Source organism: Methylobacterium oryzae, assembly GCF_021398735.1.
In the GTDB taxonomy this organism is placed as follows: domain Bacteria; phylum Pseudomonadota; class Alphaproteobacteria; order Rhizobiales; family Beijerinckiaceae; genus Methylobacterium.
The window spans coordinates 5,858,832-5,876,844 of record NZ_CP090349.1 but is presented as its reverse complement, the minus strand read 5'-3'; the positions used below and the strand labels follow the sequence as shown (position 1 = coordinate 5,876,844).

Here is an 18,013-nt window from a genome sequence, read left to right as displayed (position 1 = left end):
GGATCGTGAGACCGCTGGAGGGCTCCTTCGAGGGCTACGCTGCGCTCCGCCCATCAGGATGAGGTGGGATTCCGTTTCCGTCTCAAGGCTGTGGTTGAGATGCCCTCGCCGTCATCACGGGCGGAGGTCCGAACACATCGACAGCGAACGGAATGAGCGCGGGAGACCGCGCTCTCCGTGGCGTCAGCGGGGGCGGCGGCGCACGCTCACCACGTTGCTCGCCGGCTCGGCCTTGCCGGTCTCCGCCGGCAGGGTGTCGAGGGCGGTCCTGACGATGGTCGTGGCGTCGAGGCCCGCCTCGGCGTACATCTTCTCCGGGCTGTCGTGGTCCTGGTAGGCGTCCGGCAGCGTCATCGTCCGCACCCGCACCCCGCCCGCGTCCAGAGCGCCCCGCTCCGCCAGCAGGTGCAGCACCATCGCGCCGAACCCGCCCCGCGAGCCCTCCTCGATCGTGATCAGAACCTCGTGGTCGCGCGCCAAATCCAGGATCAGCGCCTCGTCCAGCGGCTTGGCGAACCGCGCGTCCGCCACCGTCACCGCCACGCCCTGCTCGGCCAGCGTGTCGGCCGCCTTCAAGGCCTCCGACAGGCGCGTGCCGAGCGACAGCAGCGCCACCCGCGCCTCCGCGTCGCGCCGCACCACCCGGCCCTTGCCGATCGCCAGCGCCTCGCCCCGCTCCGGAAGCTCGACGCCCACACCCTCGCCGCGCGGGTAGCGCAGCGCGATCGGGCCCGTGTCGTGCGCGTGGGCGGTCGCCACCATGTGCACCAGCTCGGCCTCGTCGGAGGCCGCCATCACGGTCATGTTCGGCAGGCAGCACAGGTAGGCCAGGTCGAACGCGCCCGCGTGCGTCGCCCCGTCGGCGCCGACCAGCCCCGCCCGGTCCAGGCAGAACCGCACGGGCAGGTTCTGCAGCGCCACGTCGTGCACCACCTGGTCGTAGGCCCGCTGCAGGAACGTCGAGTAGATCGCCACGAACGGCCGGTAGCCCTCGGTGGCCAGACCGCCCGCGAACGTCACCGCGTGCTGCTCGGCGATGCCGACGTCGAAGGTCTTGTCCGGGTGCGCCTTGCCGAACAGGTCGATGCCGGTGCCCCCCGGCATCGCGGCGGTGATCGCCACGACCTTGTCGTCGGCGTCGGCCGCCTTGATCAGGCTCTCGCCGAACACCCGCGTGTAGGCCGGCGCGTTCGGCTTGGCCTTGGCCTGCACGCCTGAGACCACGTCGAACTTGACCACGCCGTGGTAGCGGTCGGCCGAGGCCTCGGCCGGGGCGTAGCCCTTGCCCTTCTGGGTGACGACGTGGAGCAGGATCGGGCCGTGCTCGGCGTCGCGGACGTTCTTCAGGACCGGCAGCAGGTGGTCGAGGTTGTGCCCGTCGACCGGGCCGACGTAGTGGAAGCCCATCTCCTCGAACATGGTGCCGCCGCCGACCACGAGCGAGCGGGCGTATTCCTCGGCCGCGGCGGCGCGCTGGTAGAGCGCCTTGGGCAGGAGCTTGCCGAGCTGCTTGGCGGTCTCGCGCAGGGACTGGTAGGCGCCGCCCGAGGCGAGGCGGGCGAGGTAGGCCGACATGGCGCCGACGGGGGGCGCGATCGACATGTCGTTGTCGTTGAGGATGACGATCAGGCGCGAGTGCAGGGCGCCGGCGTTGTTGAGGGCCTCGTAGGCCATGCCGGCCGACATCGAGCCGTCGCCGATGACCGCGATGGCGTTGCGGCGCTTGGGCGGGCGGTTCTTCGACTTGGCGGCGGCGTTGTCGAGGTCGCGGGCGACCGCCATGCCCAGCGCGGCCGAGATCGAGGTCGAGGAGTGGGCGGCGCCGAAGGGGTCGTAGACGCTCTCGCTCCGCTTGGTGAAGCCGGACAGGCCGCCGCCCTGGCGGAGCGTCCGGATGCGGTCGCGGCGCTCGGTGAGGATCTTGTGGGGGTAGCACTGGTGTCCGACGTCCCAGACGATGCGGTCGTCGGGGGTGTCGAACACGTGGTGCAGCGCCACGGTCAGCTCGACCACGCCGAGCCCCGAGCCAAGATGGCCGCCGGTGATCGAGACCGCGTCGATCATCTCGGCGCGCACCGCGTCGGCCACCGCCTGCAGCTCCGACTCCGGAAGACGCCGCAGCGCCGAAGGAGACGGAACGCGGTCGAGAAGTGCACTCTGCTCGGGGGTAATCGCCACGGCATCAACCTCTAACGGATGGGATCGGTTCGACCGCCGAGCCTCAGGACATGTCGAGCGGGGCGACGCCCTCGGGCCGCCCGTCGGAGCCCAGCGTGATCCGCTGGATCCGCGCCTCGGCCCGCTTCAGCAGCGCCTCGCAATGCTTCTTCAGCACCTCGCCGCGCTCGTAGATCGCCACCGACTCGTCGAGCGGCACGTCGCCGCGCTCGAGCCGGCGGACGATTTCCTCGAGCTGTTCCAGCGCCTTCTCGAAGGGCAGGTCGCCGGCGGCGGGGGCCACCTCGGGTCTGCTCGCACTCATCCCAGATACTTCCTTTGGGGGTGTTTGTACGGCGCGATCCCCGGTCGCCACAACCCTGGGGGCCAGTCCGCCGGCCGGGTCCGCACCGTTTTGGACGGCCGCGGCGGCGTTTGCGCCACACTTCGCACCGGCGTTCGGTTCACGCCAGCGCGAGGGTGAACGGCGTGCCCTCGAAGGCGTCGGCGCCGCGCCCGATGCGGGCGATCGCCGCGACCATGCGGCCGTCGCGGTCGAGCATCCGGTCGGCGATCGCCACGAACAGGGCGTTGGGCGTCGCCGAGGGCGAGGCGGACCGCAGGGCGTCGGCGATCGCCGCCTCGTCGCGCTCGGGCGCCAGCGCGCAGGCCGCGATGTAGGCGGCGGCCGTCGAGCGGCTGATCCCGGCGTAGCAGTGGATCACCAGCGGCTTCTCCCGCGGCCAGGTCCGGACGAAGTCGAGAAGCCGGGCCACGTGTTCTTCAGCCGGCAAAACGTGCCCGTCCCGGGCCGCCGCGATGTCGCTGACCCAGATGATGGCGTGGTTCGCGGCGTCGATCACGGCCGGCCGCTCCAGCGGCGTGCCGACATTGATCAGCGTGAGCACGTGGCTCGCGCCCGTGGCGGCGACGGTCTCGGGCAGGCGTGAGAGCGGACAGACGTGGAGGGTCGGCATGGTGGGGCGCCAGTGACCTGCGATCGTGACGGATCGAGGGCGAAGATCCGTCAGGGCCGGGACAGGGCGGTGAAGCGCGCGAGGAATCGCGCCTCGGCCTCGGCGGTCGGCCACGGCCCGGCCAGGGCCGACACCGACTCGGGCAGGTCGACCGAGGGGCCGAAATAGCGCTCGGCCTCCTCCGGCGCGAAGCCGGCCAGGCGCACCGCCTCGGCGTGGGCGGCGATCCGGTCGGCCCGCTTCACGAGCTGGGCGAGGGCGGGCGAGGGGGCGGCCAGCTCGAAGCGGCGGCGCACCGCCGCGAGCAGGCGCAGCTCGACGCCGCGATAGGCGTCGCCGATGGCGGCCTTGAGCGGCGAGATGATGTCCCCGACCACGTATTCCGGCGCGTCGTGCAGGAGCAGCTCGAGCCCGTCCCGGTCAGTGCAGCCGGGGGCGAGGTGGCGGCCCACCGCCTCGACCAGCAGGCTGTGCTGGGCCACCGAGAAGACGTGCGGCCCGCGGGTCTGGCCGTTCCAGCGCGCGACCCGGGCGAGGCCGTGGGCGATGTCGGCGATCTCGATGTCCCCGGGCGCCGGGTCGAGGAGGTCGAGGCGGCGGCCAGAGAGCATGCGCTGCCACGCGCGCGGCGGCGTGCTCACCGGGACCCGCCGAGCGCAGCGCAGGGCCCGTGCCGGTGGCAGCCGACGAGGTGATCGTTGACCATGCCCACCGCCTGCATGAACGCGTGCACGATGGTCGGCCCGCAGAAGGAGAAGCCCTCGGCCTTCAGGGCCTTCCCGATCGCCCGGGAGACCGGCGTCTCGGTGGCGATCTCCGCGCGGGTCCGCGCCGTGCCCTGGACCGGCCGGCCGTCGACGAAGTCCCACAGGAAGTGCGCGAAGCCGGGGCCGCGCTCCTCGATCCGCAGCCACGCCCGGGCGCCCGCGACGGTGCCCTGGATCTTGGCGCGGTTGCGGATGATGCGGGTGTCGGCCATCAGCCGCGCGACGTCCGCCTCGGTGAAGCGGGCGATCCGCTCGGGATCGAAATCCGCGAAGGCGTCGCGGAACCCGTCCCGGCGGCGCAGGATGGTGATCCACGACAGCCCGGCCTGGAAGCCGTCGAGGATCAGCTTCTCGTAGAGAGCGCGGCCGTCATGCTCGGGCACGCCCCACTCGGTGTCGTGATAGGCGACGTAGAGCGGGTCGAGCCCAGCCCACCAGCAGCGTGGGCAGCCGTCGGGATGGTCGATGAGGCCGGTCTCGGACATACGGCGATGGTAACGAGAACAGGAGCGGAACGCCACCGCCGCGGCGGGGACCGCACGGCCACCTCGACGGCCGCCCCGACGGTCCCTTCCGCCGGTGCAAGACGAGCCGCGGTCACGCGGCCCGATCCCGCGCGTCGCGATCCTACCCGGCCGCGCTCGCCGCCGCGTCCGGCATGGCGAAGGTCGCGCAGGCGGGGCGCGCCAGCGTCACGGGCTGGTCGCCCGCGCGCGGGGTCTCGCCGGAGGCGAGCGCGTCGCCCAGTCGGTCGAGGCGGACCGTGGCGAGGCCGCGATTCCCCGCGGCGCTGCCCGTGGTGCCGAGCACCTTGCCGCCCGCGGTGATCTCGGTGCCGGGCGGGGGCGCGGCGTCCGCGTAGGCGGCCGCCAGGATGCGGGTCCGGGCCGTGCCGCGGTGCTGCATCCGCGAGACCACCTCCTGGCCGACGTAGCAGCCCTTGCGGAAGTCGACGCCGCCGAGCTGATCCATCAGCGCCTCGTGCGGGAATGCGTCGCCGAAGGCGAAGTCGCGTCCGCCCTCGGGCACGCCGAGGGCGATCCGGTGCGCGTGGTACTCGGCCTCGGCGGCGTCCGCCGAGAAGGCGCCCGCTTCGGCGTAGAGACGGGCGCCGAGATCGGCCGCGCGGGAATCGGCCAGCGCCTCCGCGGCGGGCGGGGCCGCGCCGGCCCAGGCCGCCGCGACCGCGACGGTCGGGTCGGCCGCGATGGTCGCCTGCGCGCGCAGGCGATAGAGCGTCAGGCGCTTGGCGAGGTCCGCGGCCCTTTCGACCAGCACGTCGAACCGGAAGCCGTCGGGGATCCGCGAGACCAGGAAATCGAAGAGGATCTTGCCCTGCGGCGTGAGCAGGGCGCCGAGGCGCGCCTCGCCGGGCTGGAGCGTCTCGACGTTGCAGGTCAGGACGCCCTGGAGCAGCGTCGTGGCGTCCGGTCCGGTGACGGTGACCAGGGCGCGGTCCGGCAGCAGGGCGACGGGCATGGGCGGCGATTCCTCGGGGCGCGAACGGTCCGGCTGGCCGGACCGCGGACCCGGGACGTAGTCGCTGACCGCCCGCGCCTCAACCGTCCGCGCTCACCTGCTCAATGCTGGAGCGTCGTGGTGAACGCGCCCCCGCGGATGCGCTCCGGGAATCCCTCCGCGTAACGGGCCGTGGCTTCTTCGCCGTACGTCGTCACGAGTTCCTGAAAAGCCGCGAACAGGGCGGCCTGGGCCATGCAGTCACCGTCGAGACCATCGAGGCAGCCTTCCGCGAACGCTTCCGAGACGTAACTCAGCGCGACGCGTTTCTCCTCGACATCGACCTCGATGGGGGCGGTGTGAGAGCTGTGCTGCATGGCCGGATACTTCCATTGCGCCGGACACGGGGCCCGGCGGACGCAATGGATGATAAGCAGGTCCCGGCGGCTCGGCCAGCCGAGAATTTCGGATCGGTTAACGCGAGCGCTCAAATCCGATGTTTCGCCGGCATCGCCGGTATGTGTGCTGTACCTGCATCACCCCCCGAAACGCCCGGCCAGTGCGTGCGACAGCCGGTCGCCCTCCGCGACGTACCGGGCGGCCGCCTCGTGGGCCGCGGGCGTGCAGACCCGGTAGGTCAGCGCGTAGCCGCGATAGCCGCGGTTGTAGGCGCCGGCCAGCCGGTCGCGGCGGGCCGGGGTCACGCCCTCGGAGTCGATCAGCGCCTTCATGCGGGCCGGCCAGTCGGCCGCGTCCGGGGCCGCGCAGAGGTTCCGCAGGAACGCCAGGGCCCCGATGATCTCGGACATGCGCAGCAGGTCGCGGTCGTAGGGCGCGGGCACGTCCGCGGGGGCGGGCGCCTCCTTGGACGGCTCCTTCGCGGCTTCCTTGGCGGGCGCGCCGCTCCGGCCGGAGCGCTGCTGCGCCAGCGCCGGCGCGGAGACCGGGCCTGCCAGGAGCGCTAGCAGGCACAGGAGGGTCGCGGGGCGCCTCACGCCGTCGGCTCCCCGCCCGGCATTCCCGCGCGGTTCGCGTGCCGATCCGCGCTCCCGTCCGTGGTTCCATCCATGCCCTGGGCCGCCACCCGCGCGAAGGCCTCGCGCAGGGTGTCGACCAGGCCGGGGGTGGTCGGAAGGGTCGCGACCTCCGCGAGCGTCGCCCAGCGGGTGCCCAGGGCTTCGGGCCCGGCCACGGGCTCGCCGCCGCACCACAGGGCGGCGTGCGGGTGGACGACGTAGTGGTGGCGGGCCCGGCCGGCCTCGTCCCGGACGATGATCTCCGTGGGCGAGAGCACGCCGACCACCTCGGCGGGCAGGCCGACCTCCTCGGACAGTTCGCGCAGGGCCGCCTCGGCCAGGGACTCGCCCGCCTCCACGAGGCCGCCCGGCAGGGTCCAGACGCCGCGCATCGGCTCGTTGGCCCGCGCCGCCAGCAGGACCCGCTCGCCGCGGATCACCGCGATCGACGCGCCCACGAAGGGCCGGGCCGGGAACAGTCGGCTGTCGGAATCCGGTGCGCCCGCGGTCACGGCTTGCCCTCGTCCGGTGCCACGACGGCCACCCGGCCGTCGGCGAGGCCGACGAGCAGCCGCGCCGCCGCGCCCTCGCCGAGGACGACGATGCCGGTCTCCGCGGGGGCCGGCAGCGGCATGCGCGCCCGCTCGCGCAGGCCGCCCTTGGCCGCCACGAAGGCGATCTCCGGCCGGCCCGCCACCGGCAGGACGAGCTCGGGGCTGCCGCCGGCCGGAACGGTCACGGCGAGATCCGAATCGCCGTCGCCGGCCGCGTAGCCCGCGGCCTCGCCGGCGGGCTCGATCGCGTCGGGACGCAGCGTCCAGAGCTGGAGCCGGCCCTTGGCGCTGACCGTCGCGGCCTGGGTGGCGCCCGATCCGGAGAAATCCGCGATGCCGGCGATCTTGAGGGGTGGGCCCGGCTGGGCGGGCGTGCGGGCGGCGACGGCCCAGGCCGCGCCCGGATCGCCGGCGGGCCGGTCGATCAGCACGAGGCCACCGGCATCCGCGCCGGACAGCGTCGCCGCCAGCAGCGCCGGGCGGTCCCCGAGGCGCAGCAGGCGCGGCCGCAGCGGCGCGAACACGGCCTCGCCCCCCGCCGGCACTGTCACGGTGGCCACGGGGACGGGCTTCGGATCGGTGCTCACCGCCATCGGCTGGCGCTCGCGGATCGTCAGCACCGCGGCGGCCGCGCCGCCGTCGGGGGCGCGGGTGCGCCCGGTGAGATAGGCGCTCAGGGGGCCCGAGAGGGCCCGGCGCGAGCCCGGCAGAGCCCCGCGCGGCGTCTCGGCGGCGGTCAGCCCCTCGACCGCGTCCCGACCGATCGGCCGCACGGTGACGCCGCCCTCCGCGAGGGCGAGCACGGCGCCGCCGTCGTCGCCCCAGACCACGGCGATCGGCGCGCTCTCCTCGTCGCCGGTCTGCTGGCCACCGCCCTGCGCGCCGGCTTTTGCCCCTGCCATGCCGCCGGTGATCGGCAGGAGCCCGGAGGTCGCCACCGAGACCGCGGCCTCGCTGCGCGAGCCGCGCAGCGCCCGCACCTTGAAGGGCAGGTCGAGGATCCGGATTCCGGGCTCGGCCCGCGCCCCCGCGACGGGCGCGAAGCACGCGAGGAGGCCCAGGACGAGCGAGACCCGCCCGCGGCGCGCCGCCGGGTGCCGGCGCGGTAACGCCGCGCGCGCGGAAGCGCCCCAGGAAGCGACCGATCTGGTCAAACGTGCTGGCCGCCGTTGATGTGGAGCTCGGCGCCGTTCACGTAGGAGGAGGCCTCGGTGCACAGGAAGTAGATCGCCTTGGCGACCTCGTCCGGCGTGCCGAGCCGGCGCTGCGGGATCTGCTCGACGAGCTTCTCGGTGCCGGGCGACAGGATCGACGTGTCGATCTCGCCCGGCGAGATCGCGTTCACCCGCACGCCGAGCGGCCCGAAATCGGCGGCCATCTCGCGGGTCAGGCCCGCCAGCGCCGCCTTGGAGGTGCCGTACGCCGCCCCCGCGAAGGGGTGGACGCGCGAGCCGGCGATCGACGTCACGTTGACGACCGAGCCCTTGGCCCGGGCCAGTTCCTCGCGCAGGCCCCGGGCCAGCAGGATCGTGGCGAAGAGGTTGACCTGGAAGACCCGCTGCCACGTGTCGAACTCGGTGGCCAGCGCGCCGAGGCGCTCGCCCTCCGGCCCCTTCGGCGAGATCCCGGCATTGTTGACCAGCGCGTGCAGCACCCCGCCCTCTGCGGCGAGCCGGCCCCGCACCTCCTCGACGGCGCGGACCGTGTCCTGCGCGTCGGCGAGGTCGACCTGCAGGTGGTCCTCGGGGCCCATCTCCCAGGGGCAGTTCTCCGGGAAGGCGTGGCGCGAGCAGGTGATCACGCGCCAGCCCGCGGCCGAGAAGCGCTTGACGGTGGCGTGGCCGATGCCCCGGCTCGCGCCCGTGAGCAGCATGATGCGCCGGCGTTCGTTGACGGGGAGGGCCAAAGCCGTAAGCCTCGCTGGCGTTCAGGGATCGCCGCCCGGTCGGGCGCGGTGCGTGCCGGTGAGCCCCAATGGTCTAGGCGCACGGGCACCGGAAATCCAGAGCGGGCCGCGCGTCGGCGCCGGAGCACGGAGGGGAAACGCATGGCCAGCGGGCAGACCAGCGCGGAGCGCATGCCGGAGATCCCGGCCGGCGGCCTGTCCCCGGCGCAGGAAGAGGCGGCGGCCGCGTTCCGGGCCGAGCGCGGCGTCCCGGTCTTCGGGCCGTTCGTGCCGCTCCTGCGCAGCCCCGAGCTGATGCTGTGCGCGAGCCGGATGGGCCAGTACCTGCGCTACGGCAGCGTCCTGCCGCTGCGGATCAGCGAGTTCGCGATCCTGGTGGTCGCGCGGGAATGGAGCCAGCCGGTCGAGTGGGCGATCCACCACCCGATCGCCCTCGAGGCCGGGGTCGCCCCCGAGACCGCGCGGGCGCTGGCCGCGGGGCGCCGCCCCGACACGATGAGCGCCGACGAGGCCCTCGCCTACGCGTTCTCGACCGAGCTGATGCGCAACCGCGCGGTGAGCGACGCGACCTACGCGGCCCTGGTCGCGCGCTTCGGCGAGCAGGGGGCGATCGATCTGACCGGCATCAACGGCTACTACGCGCTGCTCGCCATGACGATGAACGTCGCCCGCACGGCCCTGCCGGAGGGCGGCCCCGCGGCCCCGCCGCTGCCGCCGCTGGTCGGGTAGGGCGCGCCGCCGCGGCCGCGGCGCGGGCCGGGGTCGATCCCGCGCGGCTTGTGGCGCCGGCCGCTTCGGTCTAACCGTCCTCCCCCGTGCGGGTGCCCGACGTGCCGCCCGCCCGTTCCCGAAAACCCGGCCGGACGAGAGCCATGGTCGCCCATACCCGCGCCGATTCGGCGCCCAAGCCCACCGACCCGGCGCTCGCCGGCGCCCGGATCCTCGTGGTCGAGGCGCGCTACTACGACGCGATCGCCGACGAACTCCTGGCCGGCGCCCTGGCGGCGATCGCGGCCGCCGACGCGCAGGCCACCGTGGTCACCGTGCCGGGGGCCCTGGAGATCCCCGCCGCCGTGGCGATCCTGCTCGACACGGGCGCCTACGACGCCGTGGTGGCGCTCGGCTGCGTGATCCGCGGCGAGACCGGCCACTACGACATCGTCGCCGGCGAGAGCGCCCGGGCGCTCATGGACCTGTCGGTGCAGCGCCGCGTGCCGCTGGGCAACGGCATCCTCACGGTCGAGACCGAGGCGCAGGCGCTCGCCCGCGCCCGGGTCGCCGAGATGAACAAGGGCGGCGGCGCCGCCGAGGCGGCGCTCGGCGTGCTCGCCCTGAAGCGTGCGGCCGAAGGCGCGCGCCCGCGATGACGGATACACCCATGACCGGGACCCCCGAGACCCAGCCGGAGACCGGCGCGGAGAATGGCACCGGCACCGCCGGCGCCCCCGCCAAGATCAGCCTGCGCAGCGGCGCCCGCCTCGCGGTGGTGCAGGCGCTCTACGAGATGGACGTCTCCGGCAAGGGCGTGCTCGACGCCCTCGCCGAGTTCGAGGCCTTCTGGATCGGCCAGGAGGTCGACGGGATCGCCCATCCCCCGGCCGAGACCGCGTTCTTCCGCGACCTGCTGCGCGGCACGGTCGAGGAGCAGCGCGCCATCGACCCCAAGCTCGACCAGGCCCTCGCGCAGGGCTGGCCGCTGCGGCGCATCGAGATCGTGCTCCGGGCGATCCTGCGGGCGGGCGCCTACGAGCTGATGTTCCGCCGCGACGTGCCGGCGGCCGCGGCGATCTCGGAATACGTCGACGTCGCCCACAGCTTCTACACGGCCGACGAGCCGGGCCTCGTCAACGCCGTCCTCGACCGGGTCGCCCGGGAGGTCCGGCCGGGCGAGGTCGGGGCCCCGAAGGCCTCCGGCAAGCCGGGCTCGTCCAAGCCGCTCCCCGGCAAAGCTGCGGCTGGGAAACCGTCGGCCGGGAAGGCCTGAGTCTTGGTCGGGCCGGCCCGCGCCTCCGAGGAGGGGCTGATCGCCCGCTACTTCGCCCCGCTCGCGGGGCCGGGCGCCGACGGGCTCCGGGACGACGCCGCCGCGCTGACACCGGCGCCGGGCCACGACCTCGTCCTCACCGCCGACGCCGTGGTGGCGGGCGTCCACTACTTCGCGGAGGATCCGCCGGCCTCGATCGCCCGCAAGGCGCTCGGCGTGAACCTCTCCGACATCGCCGCCAAGGGCGCGGTCCCGCGCGGCTTCCTGCTGACCCTGGCGCTGCCCGACGATTGGACGGAGACCTGGCTCGCCGGATTCGCGCAGGGGCTCGGCGCGGCGGCCGAGGCGGCCGGCTGCCCGCTGCTGGGCGGCGACACGGTGCGCTCCGGCGGCCCCGCGCTGATCTCGGTGAGCGTGTTCGGCGAGCTGCCGACCGGCGCCATCGTGCGGCGCGCCACCGCGCGGGTCGGCGACCGGATCTGCGTCACCGGCACGATCGGCGACGCCGCCCTCGGCCTGCGGATGCGCCTGGAGGGCGACGCCCCCTGGGCGGCCGGCCTCGATCCGGCGCTGCGGGCCGAACTCGCCGACCGCTACCTGCACCCGCGCCCGCGGCTCGCCGCCGCGCCGGCCATCCGCCGCCACGCCTCGGCGGCCATGGACGTGTCCGACGGCCTCGCGGGCGATCTCGCCAAGATGCTGGGCGCGGGCCGCACCGCCCGGGTGGCGACGGCGGACGTGCCGCTCTCGGAGGCGGCCCGGTGCGCCTGCGCGGCGGACCCCGCCCTGATCGAGGCGGTCCTGACCGGCGGCGACGATTACGAGATCCTCTGCACCGTCGCGCCGGAGCGCCTGGCGGATTTCCGGGCTGAGGCCGCGGCGGCCGGGATCGCCGTCGCCGCCATCGGCACCGTCACCTCAGGCGACGGCCCGCCGCGCTTCGAAATGCGCGATGGCGCCGAGCGCGTGTTCGCGGCCGGAGCCTTCAGCCACTTCTGACGCCCAGATCGCGTCCGGTCCCGAGATCATCGGGCCGGCGGAATCCCCGGCCGGGTGGCCGATCTGGCGCCGGACCTCGCCGATCATCGCGGCGGCGACCACCGGGATCCAGCGGCCGGCCGGGTCCCCGCCCGCGCCCGGCGCCCGGGACAGGGCGCGCTGCAGCACGCAGAGCAGGTCGTCCTGGATCGTGACCGGCTGCGCCGCGACCCGCTCTGCGATCAGGAAGCCGACCGCGCCGCTCAACACCTCGATGGTCGCCGCCAACCTGGCGGCCTGGTCGCTGCTCATGGCGAGTCCCTCGTCCGAATACAACCAAAAATAGAATATCGGTTGGTTAAGGCGACGTTAACGGCCGCTCGAGCCGCTCGCGTTCGTGATGTTCCGGTTCGGGGGACGGGCGTCTCCGCTCGCGGGAGCCGCGCTCGGCCCCCTATCCCGCACGGAAGAGGGGGCTCGCGCCCATGGAACCGTGTGCAGCGGCCGGCGGGAAACCAGATCTGCAACATAATGCAGCATTGCGGATTCGAGGGCTTTTTAGCCCCCGGGTCGTGAGGCCCGATTACCGGCGTCGCCCGCCGACGCGGCGTTTGCGCTCCCCGGCGAAGTTTGGCAATCAAGGCATTGTTCTGGGAAGGAAAGCCCCGAATCCGAGCGCCGCGTCCCATGGCCGTCGTCCGGCGGCCAAGCTCGACAATCACAAGCCAACGCCAGGCACGATAATAACAAGGACGGTCGAATGATTCCCTTGATCCTGATCATCGCGGGCGGGCTCTGCGCCGTCGCCTACGGCATCGTCACGATCCTCGACGTGATGCGGCGCGACGCCGGCACGCAGCGCATGCAGGAGATCGCCGCCGCCATCGCCGAGGGCGCGCAGGCCTATCTCCGGCGGCAATACACGACGATCGGCCTCGTCGGCGTCGTCCTGTTCGTCCTTCTCGCCGTCTTCCTCGGGATCAAGGTCGCGGTCGGCTTCCTGATCGGCGCCGTTCTGTCGGGCGCGGCCGGCTTCATCGGCATGAACGTCTCGGTCCGGGCCAACGTCCGCACGGCCCAGGCCGCCTCGACCTCGCTGGGCGGCGGCCTCGACGTCGCCTTCAAGTCGGGGGCGGTGACCGGCATGCTGGTGGCGGGCCTCGCGCTGCTGGGCGTGGCCCTCTACTACCTGTTCCTCACCCGCGCCGCCCATCTCGAGCCGTCGAGCCGCGAGGTGATCGACGCCCTCGTGGCGCTCGGCTTCGGCGCCTCGCTGATCTCGATCTTCGCCCGCCTCGGCGGCGGCATCTTCACCAAGGGCGCCGATGTCGGCGGCGACCTCGTCGGCAAGGTCGAGGCCGGCATCCCGGAGGACGATCCGCGCAACCCCGCCACCATCGCCGACAATGTCGGCGACAATGTCGGCGACTGCGCCGGCATGGCGGCCGACCTGTTCGAGACCTACGCGGTCACGGTCGTCGCCACGATGGTGCTGGCCGCGATCTTCTTCTCCGGCGCGGGCGGGAGCAACCGCGACGTCCTCGAGCCGATGATGCTGTACCCGCTCGCCATCGGGTCGGCCTGCATCCTCACCTCCATCGCCGGCACCTACGCGGTGCGGCTCGGCGCGAACCAGTCGATCATGGGGGCGCTCTACAAGGGGCTGATCGCCGCCGGCGTGCTCTCCATCGCGGCGATCGCGGCGGTCAACATGACCCTGCTAGGCGGCTTCTCGACGAGCTTCACCACCTCGACCGGCCTGACCTTCACGTCGGCCGCGCTGTTCGGCTGCGCGGTGATCGGGCTCGCCATCACGGCGCTGATCGTCGTGATCACCGAGTACTACACGGGCACCAACTTCCGCCCGGTGAAGTCGATCGCCGACGCGTCGGTGACCGGCCACGGCACCAACGTGATCCAGGGGCTGGCGATCTCGCTCGAATCGACCGCGCTGCCGGCCATCGTGATCGTGGCAGGCATCATCAGCACCTACGCGCTCGCCGGCCTGTTCGGCATCGCCATCGCGGTCACCGCCATGCTGGCGCTCGCGGGCTTCATCGTGGCGCTGGACGCCTTCGGGCCGGTCACCGACAATGCCGGCGGCATCGCCGAGATGGCGGGCCTGCCCTCGGAGGTGCGCAAGTCGACCGACGCCCTCGACGCGGTCGGCAACACCACCAAGGCGGTGACGAAGGGCTACGCGATCGGCTCGGCGGGTCTCGGCGCGCTGGTGCTGTTTGCCGCCTACACGTCGGACCTGAACTACTTCATCGCCCATGCGAGCCCGACGCAGTACCGCTTCTTCCAGGGCGTCAGCGTCGATTTCTCGCTCTCCAACCCCTACGTCGTGGTCGGGCTGCTGCTCGGCGGCCTGATCCCGTTCCTGTTCGCCGGCATCGCCATGACGGCGGTCGGGCGCGCGGCGGGCGCGGTGGTCGAGGAGGTCCGGCGCCAGTTCCGGGCCAAGCCCGGCATCATGCAGGGCACGGACCGGCCGGATTACGGGCGGGCGGTGGACATGCTCACCCGCGCGGCGATCAAGGAGATGATCATCCCGTCGCTGCTGCCGGTCCTGTCGCCGATAGTGCTGTTCTTCGTGATCCAGTTCATCGCCGGGAAGAGCCAGGCCTTCGCCACCGTGGGCGCGAGCCTGCTCGGCGTGATCCTCACCGGCCTCTACGTGGCGATCTCGATGACCTCGGGCGGCGGTGCCTGGGACAACGCCAAGAAGTACATCGAGGACGGCCACCACGGCGGCAAGGGCTCCGACGCCCACAAGGCGGCGGTGACCGGTGACACGGTCGGCGACCCCTACAAGGACACCGCCGGTCCGGCGGTGAACCCGGCGATCAAGATCACCAACATCATCGCCCTGCTGCTGCTCGCCGTGCTGGCGCACAGCTGAGTTCCGCGAAGACCGGATCGGCCGACGGGGCCGGGCTCTCCGCGAGCCCGGCCCTTCCCGTTTCGCCGTGTGCGCCCCCGCACGCGACGGCCAGTCCCGCGGCGCAGCACCTTGGCATCGCGGCGCCGCAGCGCCACCTCGGCGCCGGATTAAAACCCGGACGCGGCCCCCGCCGCACCAGCACGAGGTAACCCATGCCGTCCCTGCTCGACCCGATCCGCATCGGCGCCATCGAGGCGAAGAACCGGATCTTCATGGCGCCGCTGACCCGCGGCCGCGGCACCCGCGAGCACGTTCCGACCCCGATCATGGCCGAGTACTACGCCCAGCGCGCCGGCGCCGGCCTGATCCTCACCGAAGCCACCGGTATCAGCCAGGAGGGGCTCGGCTGGCCCTACGCGCCCGGCATCTGGTCCGACGCCCAGGTCGACGCGTGGCGGCCGATCGTGAAGGCCGTGCACGACAAGGGCGGCAAGATCGTCTGTCAGATCTGGCACATGGGCCGGATGGTCCATTCGGACTTCCTCGGCGGCGCCAAGCCGGTCTCGTCCTCGGCCACGACGGCGCCCGACCAGGCCCACACCTATTCCGGCAAGAAGCCCTACAGCGAGGCCCGCGCCCTGGAGGTGTCCGAGATCCCGCGCCTGCTCGGCGATTACGAGCGGGCCACCGCCAACGCCCTGGCTGCCGGGTTCGACGGGGTGCAGATCCACGCCGCGAACGGCTACCTGATCGACGAGTTCCTCCGCGACGGCACCAACCACCGCACCGACCAGTACGGCGGGTCCGTCGAGAACCGCGTGCGGCTCCTGCGCGAGGTGACCGAGGCGGTGGCGAAGGTCGCCGGGCCGGAGCGCACCGGCGTGCGCCTCTCGCCGAACGGCGCGATCCAGGGCTGCAACGACTCGAACCCGGAGCCGCTGTTCGTCGCCGCCGCCCAGGCGCTCGCCGATGCCGGGATCGCCTTCCTGGAGATGCGCGAGCCGGGGCCGAACGGCACCTTCGGCAAAGCCGACCACCCGCCGATCGCCCCGGCGATGCGGCGCGTGTTCCGCAACCCGATGATCCTGAACGCCGACTACGACGGGGTCAGCGGCCAGAAGGCGCTGGATGCCGGCGAGGCCGACGCCATCGCGTTCGGCCGGACCTTCATCGCCAACCCGGACCTCGCCGAGCGGATCGCCAGGAAGGCGCCGCTCGCCAAGGACGACGCCGCGACGTGGTACAGCCAGGGCCCCGAGGGCTACGTCGACTACCCGACCCTGACCGAGTCCCGCGCCGCCTGACGCGCCGCCGTCGCGCGCCCTGCCGCGACCCGGAGGGCTGCGGCAGGAAACCGCGGCAATTCCTTGGCAGCGGGCCGTCGCGCGCCTATGTGAGGGCAGGACCATGGATGTGCCTGCACCTCACGCGCTCGCGGAAGCCGGACCGACCGACGGGCGCTGGCGCGCCGCCGACCGGATCGCCGAACTGCGCGACCTCGCGATCCTCGATTCCGAGCCCGAGCCGCTCTACGACGACCTCGTGCGGGTCGCCGCTTACGTCTGCCGGGCGCCGGTCGCGCTCGTCAGCCTCGTCGATGCCGAGCGGCAGTGGTTCAAGTCGGAGGTGGGCCTCGGCAAGCGCGAGCTGCCGATCAATTGCTCGGTCTGTGCCCACACGATTGAGGCCGGCGACCTTCTCGTCATCCCGGACCTGACCACGGACCCCCGGACCACCGAGAATCCCCTCGTGACCGGCGCACCGGCCTTCCGGTTCTACGCGGGTGCGGTGATCCGCGGCAGCCATGGCATCCCGCTCGGCGCGCTGTGCGTGCTGGACCGCGTCCCGCGGCCGGAGGGGCTCGATTCGGAGCAGACCGCGACCCTGCTGGCGCTGGCGCGCCAGATCTCCAGCCTGCTGGAGCACCGCAGGACGCTGGCGCAGGTCGCCGCCCGCGAGGCGGAGATCGCCGCGAGCGAGCGCCGCTTCCGCGTGATGACCTCGGCGATGCCCCAGATGGTCTGGACCACGCGGCCGGACGGGTTCCACGACTACTACAACGACCGCTGGTACGAGTTCACCGGCGTCCCCTACGGCTCCACCGACGGCGAGGGCTGGAACGGTGTGTTCCATGCCGAGGACCAGGACAGGGCCTGGGCGCGGTGGCGCCACTGCCTCGCGACCGGCGAGCCCTACGAGATCGAGTATCGCCTGCGCCACCACAGCGGCGACTACCGCTGGACCCTGGGGCGGGCCATGCCGATCCGGGACGCCGAGGGGCGGATCGAGCGGTGGTTCGGGACCTGCACCGACATCGACGACCTGAAGCGCGCCGAGGCCGAGGCCCGCAAGCTCGCGGCGATTGTCGAGACGTCCAAGGACTTCATCGGACTCAGCACCCTTGAGGGCGCGATCACCCATCTCAACGAGGCGGCGCTGGCCCTGGTCGGCCTGCCCGACCTCGCGGCCGCCCGCGCCAAGAAAGTGCCCGATTTCTTCACCGACGAGAGTCGCCGGATCCTGGCCCAGACGGTGATGCCGGCGGTGCGCCGCGACGGGTTCTGGGAGGGTGAACTCGCCTTCCGGCACTTCGTCACCGGCGAGCCCCTGGCGGTGCTCTACAACATCTTCCCCGTGCGCGACCCGACCGGGGCCGAGATCGGCTACGCCACGGTCACCCGCGACCTGCGCGAGGCGAAGCGCGCCGAGGAGGCCCGCGATCTGCTGATCCGCGAGCTGTCGCACCGGATCAAGAACATCTTCGCGGTGGTGGGCGGCCTCGCCGCCCTGACCGCGCGGACCGACCCCGCGGCCAAGCCCTTCGTGGCCGCGTTCCGCGAGCGGCTCGGCGCCCTGGCCCGGGCCCATGAATACGTCCGCCCGCACTCCCCCGACAGCGCCCCGCCGGTCGCTGGCCAGACGGTGCTCGGGCTGATGCGCCTGATCATGGCCGCCTACGAGGAGAACGGACGCGCCCGCGTGGTGATCTCGGGGGACGATGCCGAGATCGGCGAGCGCACCGCCACGGCCCTCGCGCTGATCATGCACGAGCAGGCGACGAACGCGGTCAAGTACGGCGGCCTGTCGACGCGGGAGGGCGGCGTCTCGCTGAGCGGGACCCGCGAGGCGGGCCGCTACACCCTGACCTGGCGCGAGGAGGGCGGCCCGCAGATCGCCGGCGCGCCGTCCCGGAAGGGATTCGGCACGGTGCTGGCCGAGCGCAGCGTCGCCGGCCAGCTCGACGGCGCGCTGGAGCACGACTGGGCGCCGGGCGGTCTCCTGATGCGGCTCAGCGTCCCGCTCGAGAACCTGCGGACCTGACGTGGCTC

General features: G+C 73.2%; 19 protein-coding genes. 7 read left to right on the top strand and 12 right to left on the bottom strand.

Annotated features, from left to right (window positions below; translation table 11 throughout):
* Positions 1–183: 183 nt before the first annotated feature.
* From dxs to LXM90_RS28010, 11 genes are all read right to left on the bottom strand, one after another.
* Positions 184–2,178 carry a 1-deoxy-D-xylulose-5-phosphate synthase gene (gene dxs / locus LXM90_RS28060; protein WP_234081345.1) on the bottom strand — a complete coding sequence of 665 codons (1,995 nt, stop codon included), beginning with the start codon at positions 2,176–2,178 and terminating at the stop codon, positions 184–186.
* 43 nt (positions 2,179–2,221) lie between these two features.
* Complete coding sequence (locus tag LXM90_RS28055) at positions 2,222–2,482, bottom strand: exodeoxyribonuclease VII small subunit (protein ID WP_012320922.1); 261 nt, start codon at positions 2,480–2,482, stop codon at positions 2,222–2,224.
* Between the two features lie 139 nt (positions 2,483–2,621).
* A complete protein-coding gene (locus LXM90_RS28050; protein ID WP_020093937.1) occupies positions 2,622–3,134 on the bottom strand; it encodes a tyrosine phosphatase family protein in 513 nt (170 codons plus the stop codon).
* Between the two features lie 50 nt (positions 3,135–3,184).
* Complete coding sequence (locus tag LXM90_RS28045; protein WP_020093936.1) at positions 3,185–3,745, bottom strand: hydrolase; 561 nt, start codon at positions 3,743–3,745, stop codon at positions 3,185–3,187.
* A gap of 26 nt (positions 3,746–3,771) precedes the next feature.
* Positions 3,772–4,386: a DNA-3-methyladenine glycosylase I gene (locus LXM90_RS28040; RefSeq protein ID WP_020093935.1), complete on the bottom strand. Its 615-nt coding sequence runs from the start codon at positions 4,384–4,386 to the stop codon at positions 3,772–3,774.
* A gap of 142 nt (positions 4,387–4,528) precedes the next feature.
* Entirely contained in the window at positions 4,529–5,380 is an 852-nt protein-coding gene (locus LXM90_RS28035; protein ID WP_020093934.1) for a YgfZ/GcvT domain-containing protein, read from the bottom strand.
* A gap of 101 nt (positions 5,381–5,481) precedes the next feature.
* Complete coding sequence (locus tag LXM90_RS28030) at positions 5,482–5,736, bottom strand: hypothetical protein (protein ID WP_012320917.1); 255 nt, start codon at positions 5,734–5,736, stop codon at positions 5,482–5,484.
* Positions 5,737–5,895: 159 nt separating this feature from the next.
* Positions 5,896–6,354 carry a TIGR02301 family protein gene (locus LXM90_RS28025; protein WP_020093933.1) on the bottom strand — a complete coding sequence of 153 codons (459 nt, stop codon included), beginning with the start codon at positions 6,352–6,354 and terminating at the stop codon, positions 5,896–5,898.
* Positions 6,351–6,887: an NUDIX hydrolase gene (locus LXM90_RS28020; protein WP_020093932.1), complete on the bottom strand. Its 537-nt coding sequence runs from the start codon at positions 6,885–6,887 to the stop codon at positions 6,351–6,353. The genes LXM90_RS28025 and LXM90_RS28020 overlap by 4 nt, the downstream gene beginning before the upstream one ends.
* Positions 6,884–8,083 (bottom strand): hypothetical protein, encoded by a 1,200-nt coding sequence (locus LXM90_RS28015; RefSeq protein ID WP_020093931.1) that lies wholly within the window; start codon positions 8,081–8,083, stop codon positions 6,884–6,886. The genes LXM90_RS28020 and LXM90_RS28015 overlap by 4 nt, the downstream gene beginning before the upstream one ends.
* Positions 8,080–8,802, bottom strand: a complete 723-nt coding sequence (locus tag LXM90_RS28010; protein WP_041372745.1) for an SDR family NAD(P)-dependent oxidoreductase — start codon at positions 8,800–8,802, stop codon at positions 8,080–8,082. Before LXM90_RS28010 ends, LXM90_RS28015 begins: the two co-directional genes overlap by 4 nt.
* A gap of 174 nt (positions 8,803–8,976) precedes the next feature.
* On the opposite strand from LXM90_RS28010, the gene LXM90_RS28005 reads away from it, so the two are divergent.
* From LXM90_RS28005 to thiL, 4 genes are all read left to right on the top strand, one after another.
* Positions 8,977–9,564 (top strand): carboxymuconolactone decarboxylase family protein, encoded by a 588-nt coding sequence (locus LXM90_RS28005; RefSeq protein WP_020093930.1) that lies wholly within the window; start codon positions 8,977–8,979, stop codon positions 9,562–9,564.
* 143 nt (positions 9,565–9,707) lie between these two features.
* Positions 9,708–10,202, top strand: a complete 495-nt coding sequence (ribH, locus tag LXM90_RS28000; protein WP_020093929.1) for a 6,7-dimethyl-8-ribityllumazine synthase — start codon at positions 9,708–9,710, stop codon at positions 10,200–10,202.
* Positions 10,203–10,213: 11 nt separating this feature from the next.
* The gene (nusB, locus tag LXM90_RS27995) at positions 10,214–10,819 is read left to right on the top strand and encodes a transcription antitermination factor NusB (RefSeq protein WP_170863012.1); all 606 of its coding nucleotides are present in this window, start codon (positions 10,214–10,216) and stop codon (positions 10,817–10,819) included.
* 3 nt (positions 10,820–10,822) lie between these two features.
* Entirely contained in the window at positions 10,823–11,818 is a 996-nt protein-coding gene (thiL, locus tag LXM90_RS27990) for a thiamine-phosphate kinase (RefSeq protein ID WP_020093927.1), read from the top strand.
* Here the strand turns inward: thiL and LXM90_RS27985 are convergent.
* A complete protein-coding gene (locus LXM90_RS27985; protein ID WP_026605043.1) occupies positions 11,738–12,109 on the bottom strand; it encodes a hypothetical protein in 372 nt (123 codons plus the stop codon). The two genes, thiL and LXM90_RS27985, sit on opposite strands and share 81 nt — an antisense overlap.
* A 448-nt stretch (positions 12,110–12,557) precedes the next feature.
* On the opposite strand from LXM90_RS27985, the gene LXM90_RS27980 reads away from it, so the two are divergent.
* The 3 genes from LXM90_RS27980 to LXM90_RS27970 all read left to right on the top strand — a co-directional run bounded on the left by LXM90_RS27980 (position 12,558) and on the right by LXM90_RS27970 (position 18,005).
* Positions 12,558–14,702, top strand: a complete 2,145-nt coding sequence (locus tag LXM90_RS27980) for a sodium-translocating pyrophosphatase (protein WP_020093925.1) — start codon at positions 12,558–12,560, stop codon at positions 14,700–14,702.
* Between the two features lie 194 nt (positions 14,703–14,896).
* Entirely contained in the window at positions 14,897–15,988 is a 1,092-nt protein-coding gene (locus tag LXM90_RS27975) for an alkene reductase (protein ID WP_020093884.1), read from the top strand.
* 103 nt (positions 15,989–16,091) lie between these two features.
* The gene (locus tag LXM90_RS27970; RefSeq protein ID WP_020093883.1) at positions 16,092–18,005 is read left to right on the top strand and encodes a PAS domain S-box protein; all 1,914 of its coding nucleotides are present in this window, start codon (positions 16,092–16,094) and stop codon (positions 18,003–18,005) included.
* Positions 18,006–18,013 lie beyond the last annotated feature (8 nt).

Coding starts and splice junctions, on each gene's coding strand:
- LXM90_RS27970 (WP_020093883.1), top strand. CDS start 16,092: ATGGATGTGCCTGCACCTCACGCGCTCGCGGAAGCCGGACCGACCGAC.
- LXM90_RS28005 (WP_020093930.1), top strand. CDS start 8,977: ATGGCCAGCGGGCAGACCAGCGCGGAGCGCATGCCGGAGATCCCGGCC.
- LXM90_RS28055 (WP_012320922.1), bottom strand. CDS start 2,482: ATGAGTGCGAGCAGACCCGAGGTGGCCCCCGCCGCCGGCGACCTGCCC.
- nusB (WP_170863012.1), top strand. CDS start 10,214: ATGACCGGGACCCCCGAGACCCAGCCGGAGACCGGCGCGGAGAATGGC.
- LXM90_RS28030 (WP_012320917.1), bottom strand. CDS start 5,736: ATGCAGCACAGCTCTCACACCGCCCCCATCGAGGTCGATGTCGAGGAG.
- LXM90_RS28045 (WP_020093936.1), bottom strand. CDS start 3,745: ATGCTCTCTGGCCGCCGCCTCGACCTCCTCGACCCGGCGCCCGGGGAC.
- LXM90_RS28040 (WP_020093935.1), bottom strand. CDS start 4,386: ATGTCCGAGACCGGCCTCATCGACCATCCCGACGGCTGCCCACGCTGC.
- LXM90_RS28010 (WP_041372745.1), bottom strand. CDS start 8,802: ATGCTGCTCACGGGCGCGAGCCGGGGCATCGGCCACGCCACCGTCAAG.
- LXM90_RS27985 (WP_026605043.1), bottom strand. CDS start 12,109: ATGAGCAGCGACCAGGCCGCCAGGTTGGCGGCGACCATCGAGGTGTTG.
- LXM90_RS27975 (WP_020093884.1), top strand. CDS start 14,897: ATGCCGTCCCTGCTCGACCCGATCCGCATCGGCGCCATCGAGGCGAAG.
- LXM90_RS27980 (WP_020093925.1), top strand. CDS start 12,558: ATGATTCCCTTGATCCTGATCATCGCGGGCGGGCTCTGCGCCGTCGCC.
- ribH (WP_020093929.1), top strand. CDS start 9,708: ATGGTCGCCCATACCCGCGCCGATTCGGCGCCCAAGCCCACCGACCCG.
- LXM90_RS28035 (WP_020093934.1), bottom strand. CDS start 5,380: ATGCCCGTCGCCCTGCTGCCGGACCGCGCCCTGGTCACCGTCACCGGA.
- LXM90_RS28050 (WP_020093937.1), bottom strand. CDS start 3,134: ATGCCGACCCTCCACGTCTGTCCGCTCTCACGCCTGCCCGAGACCGTC.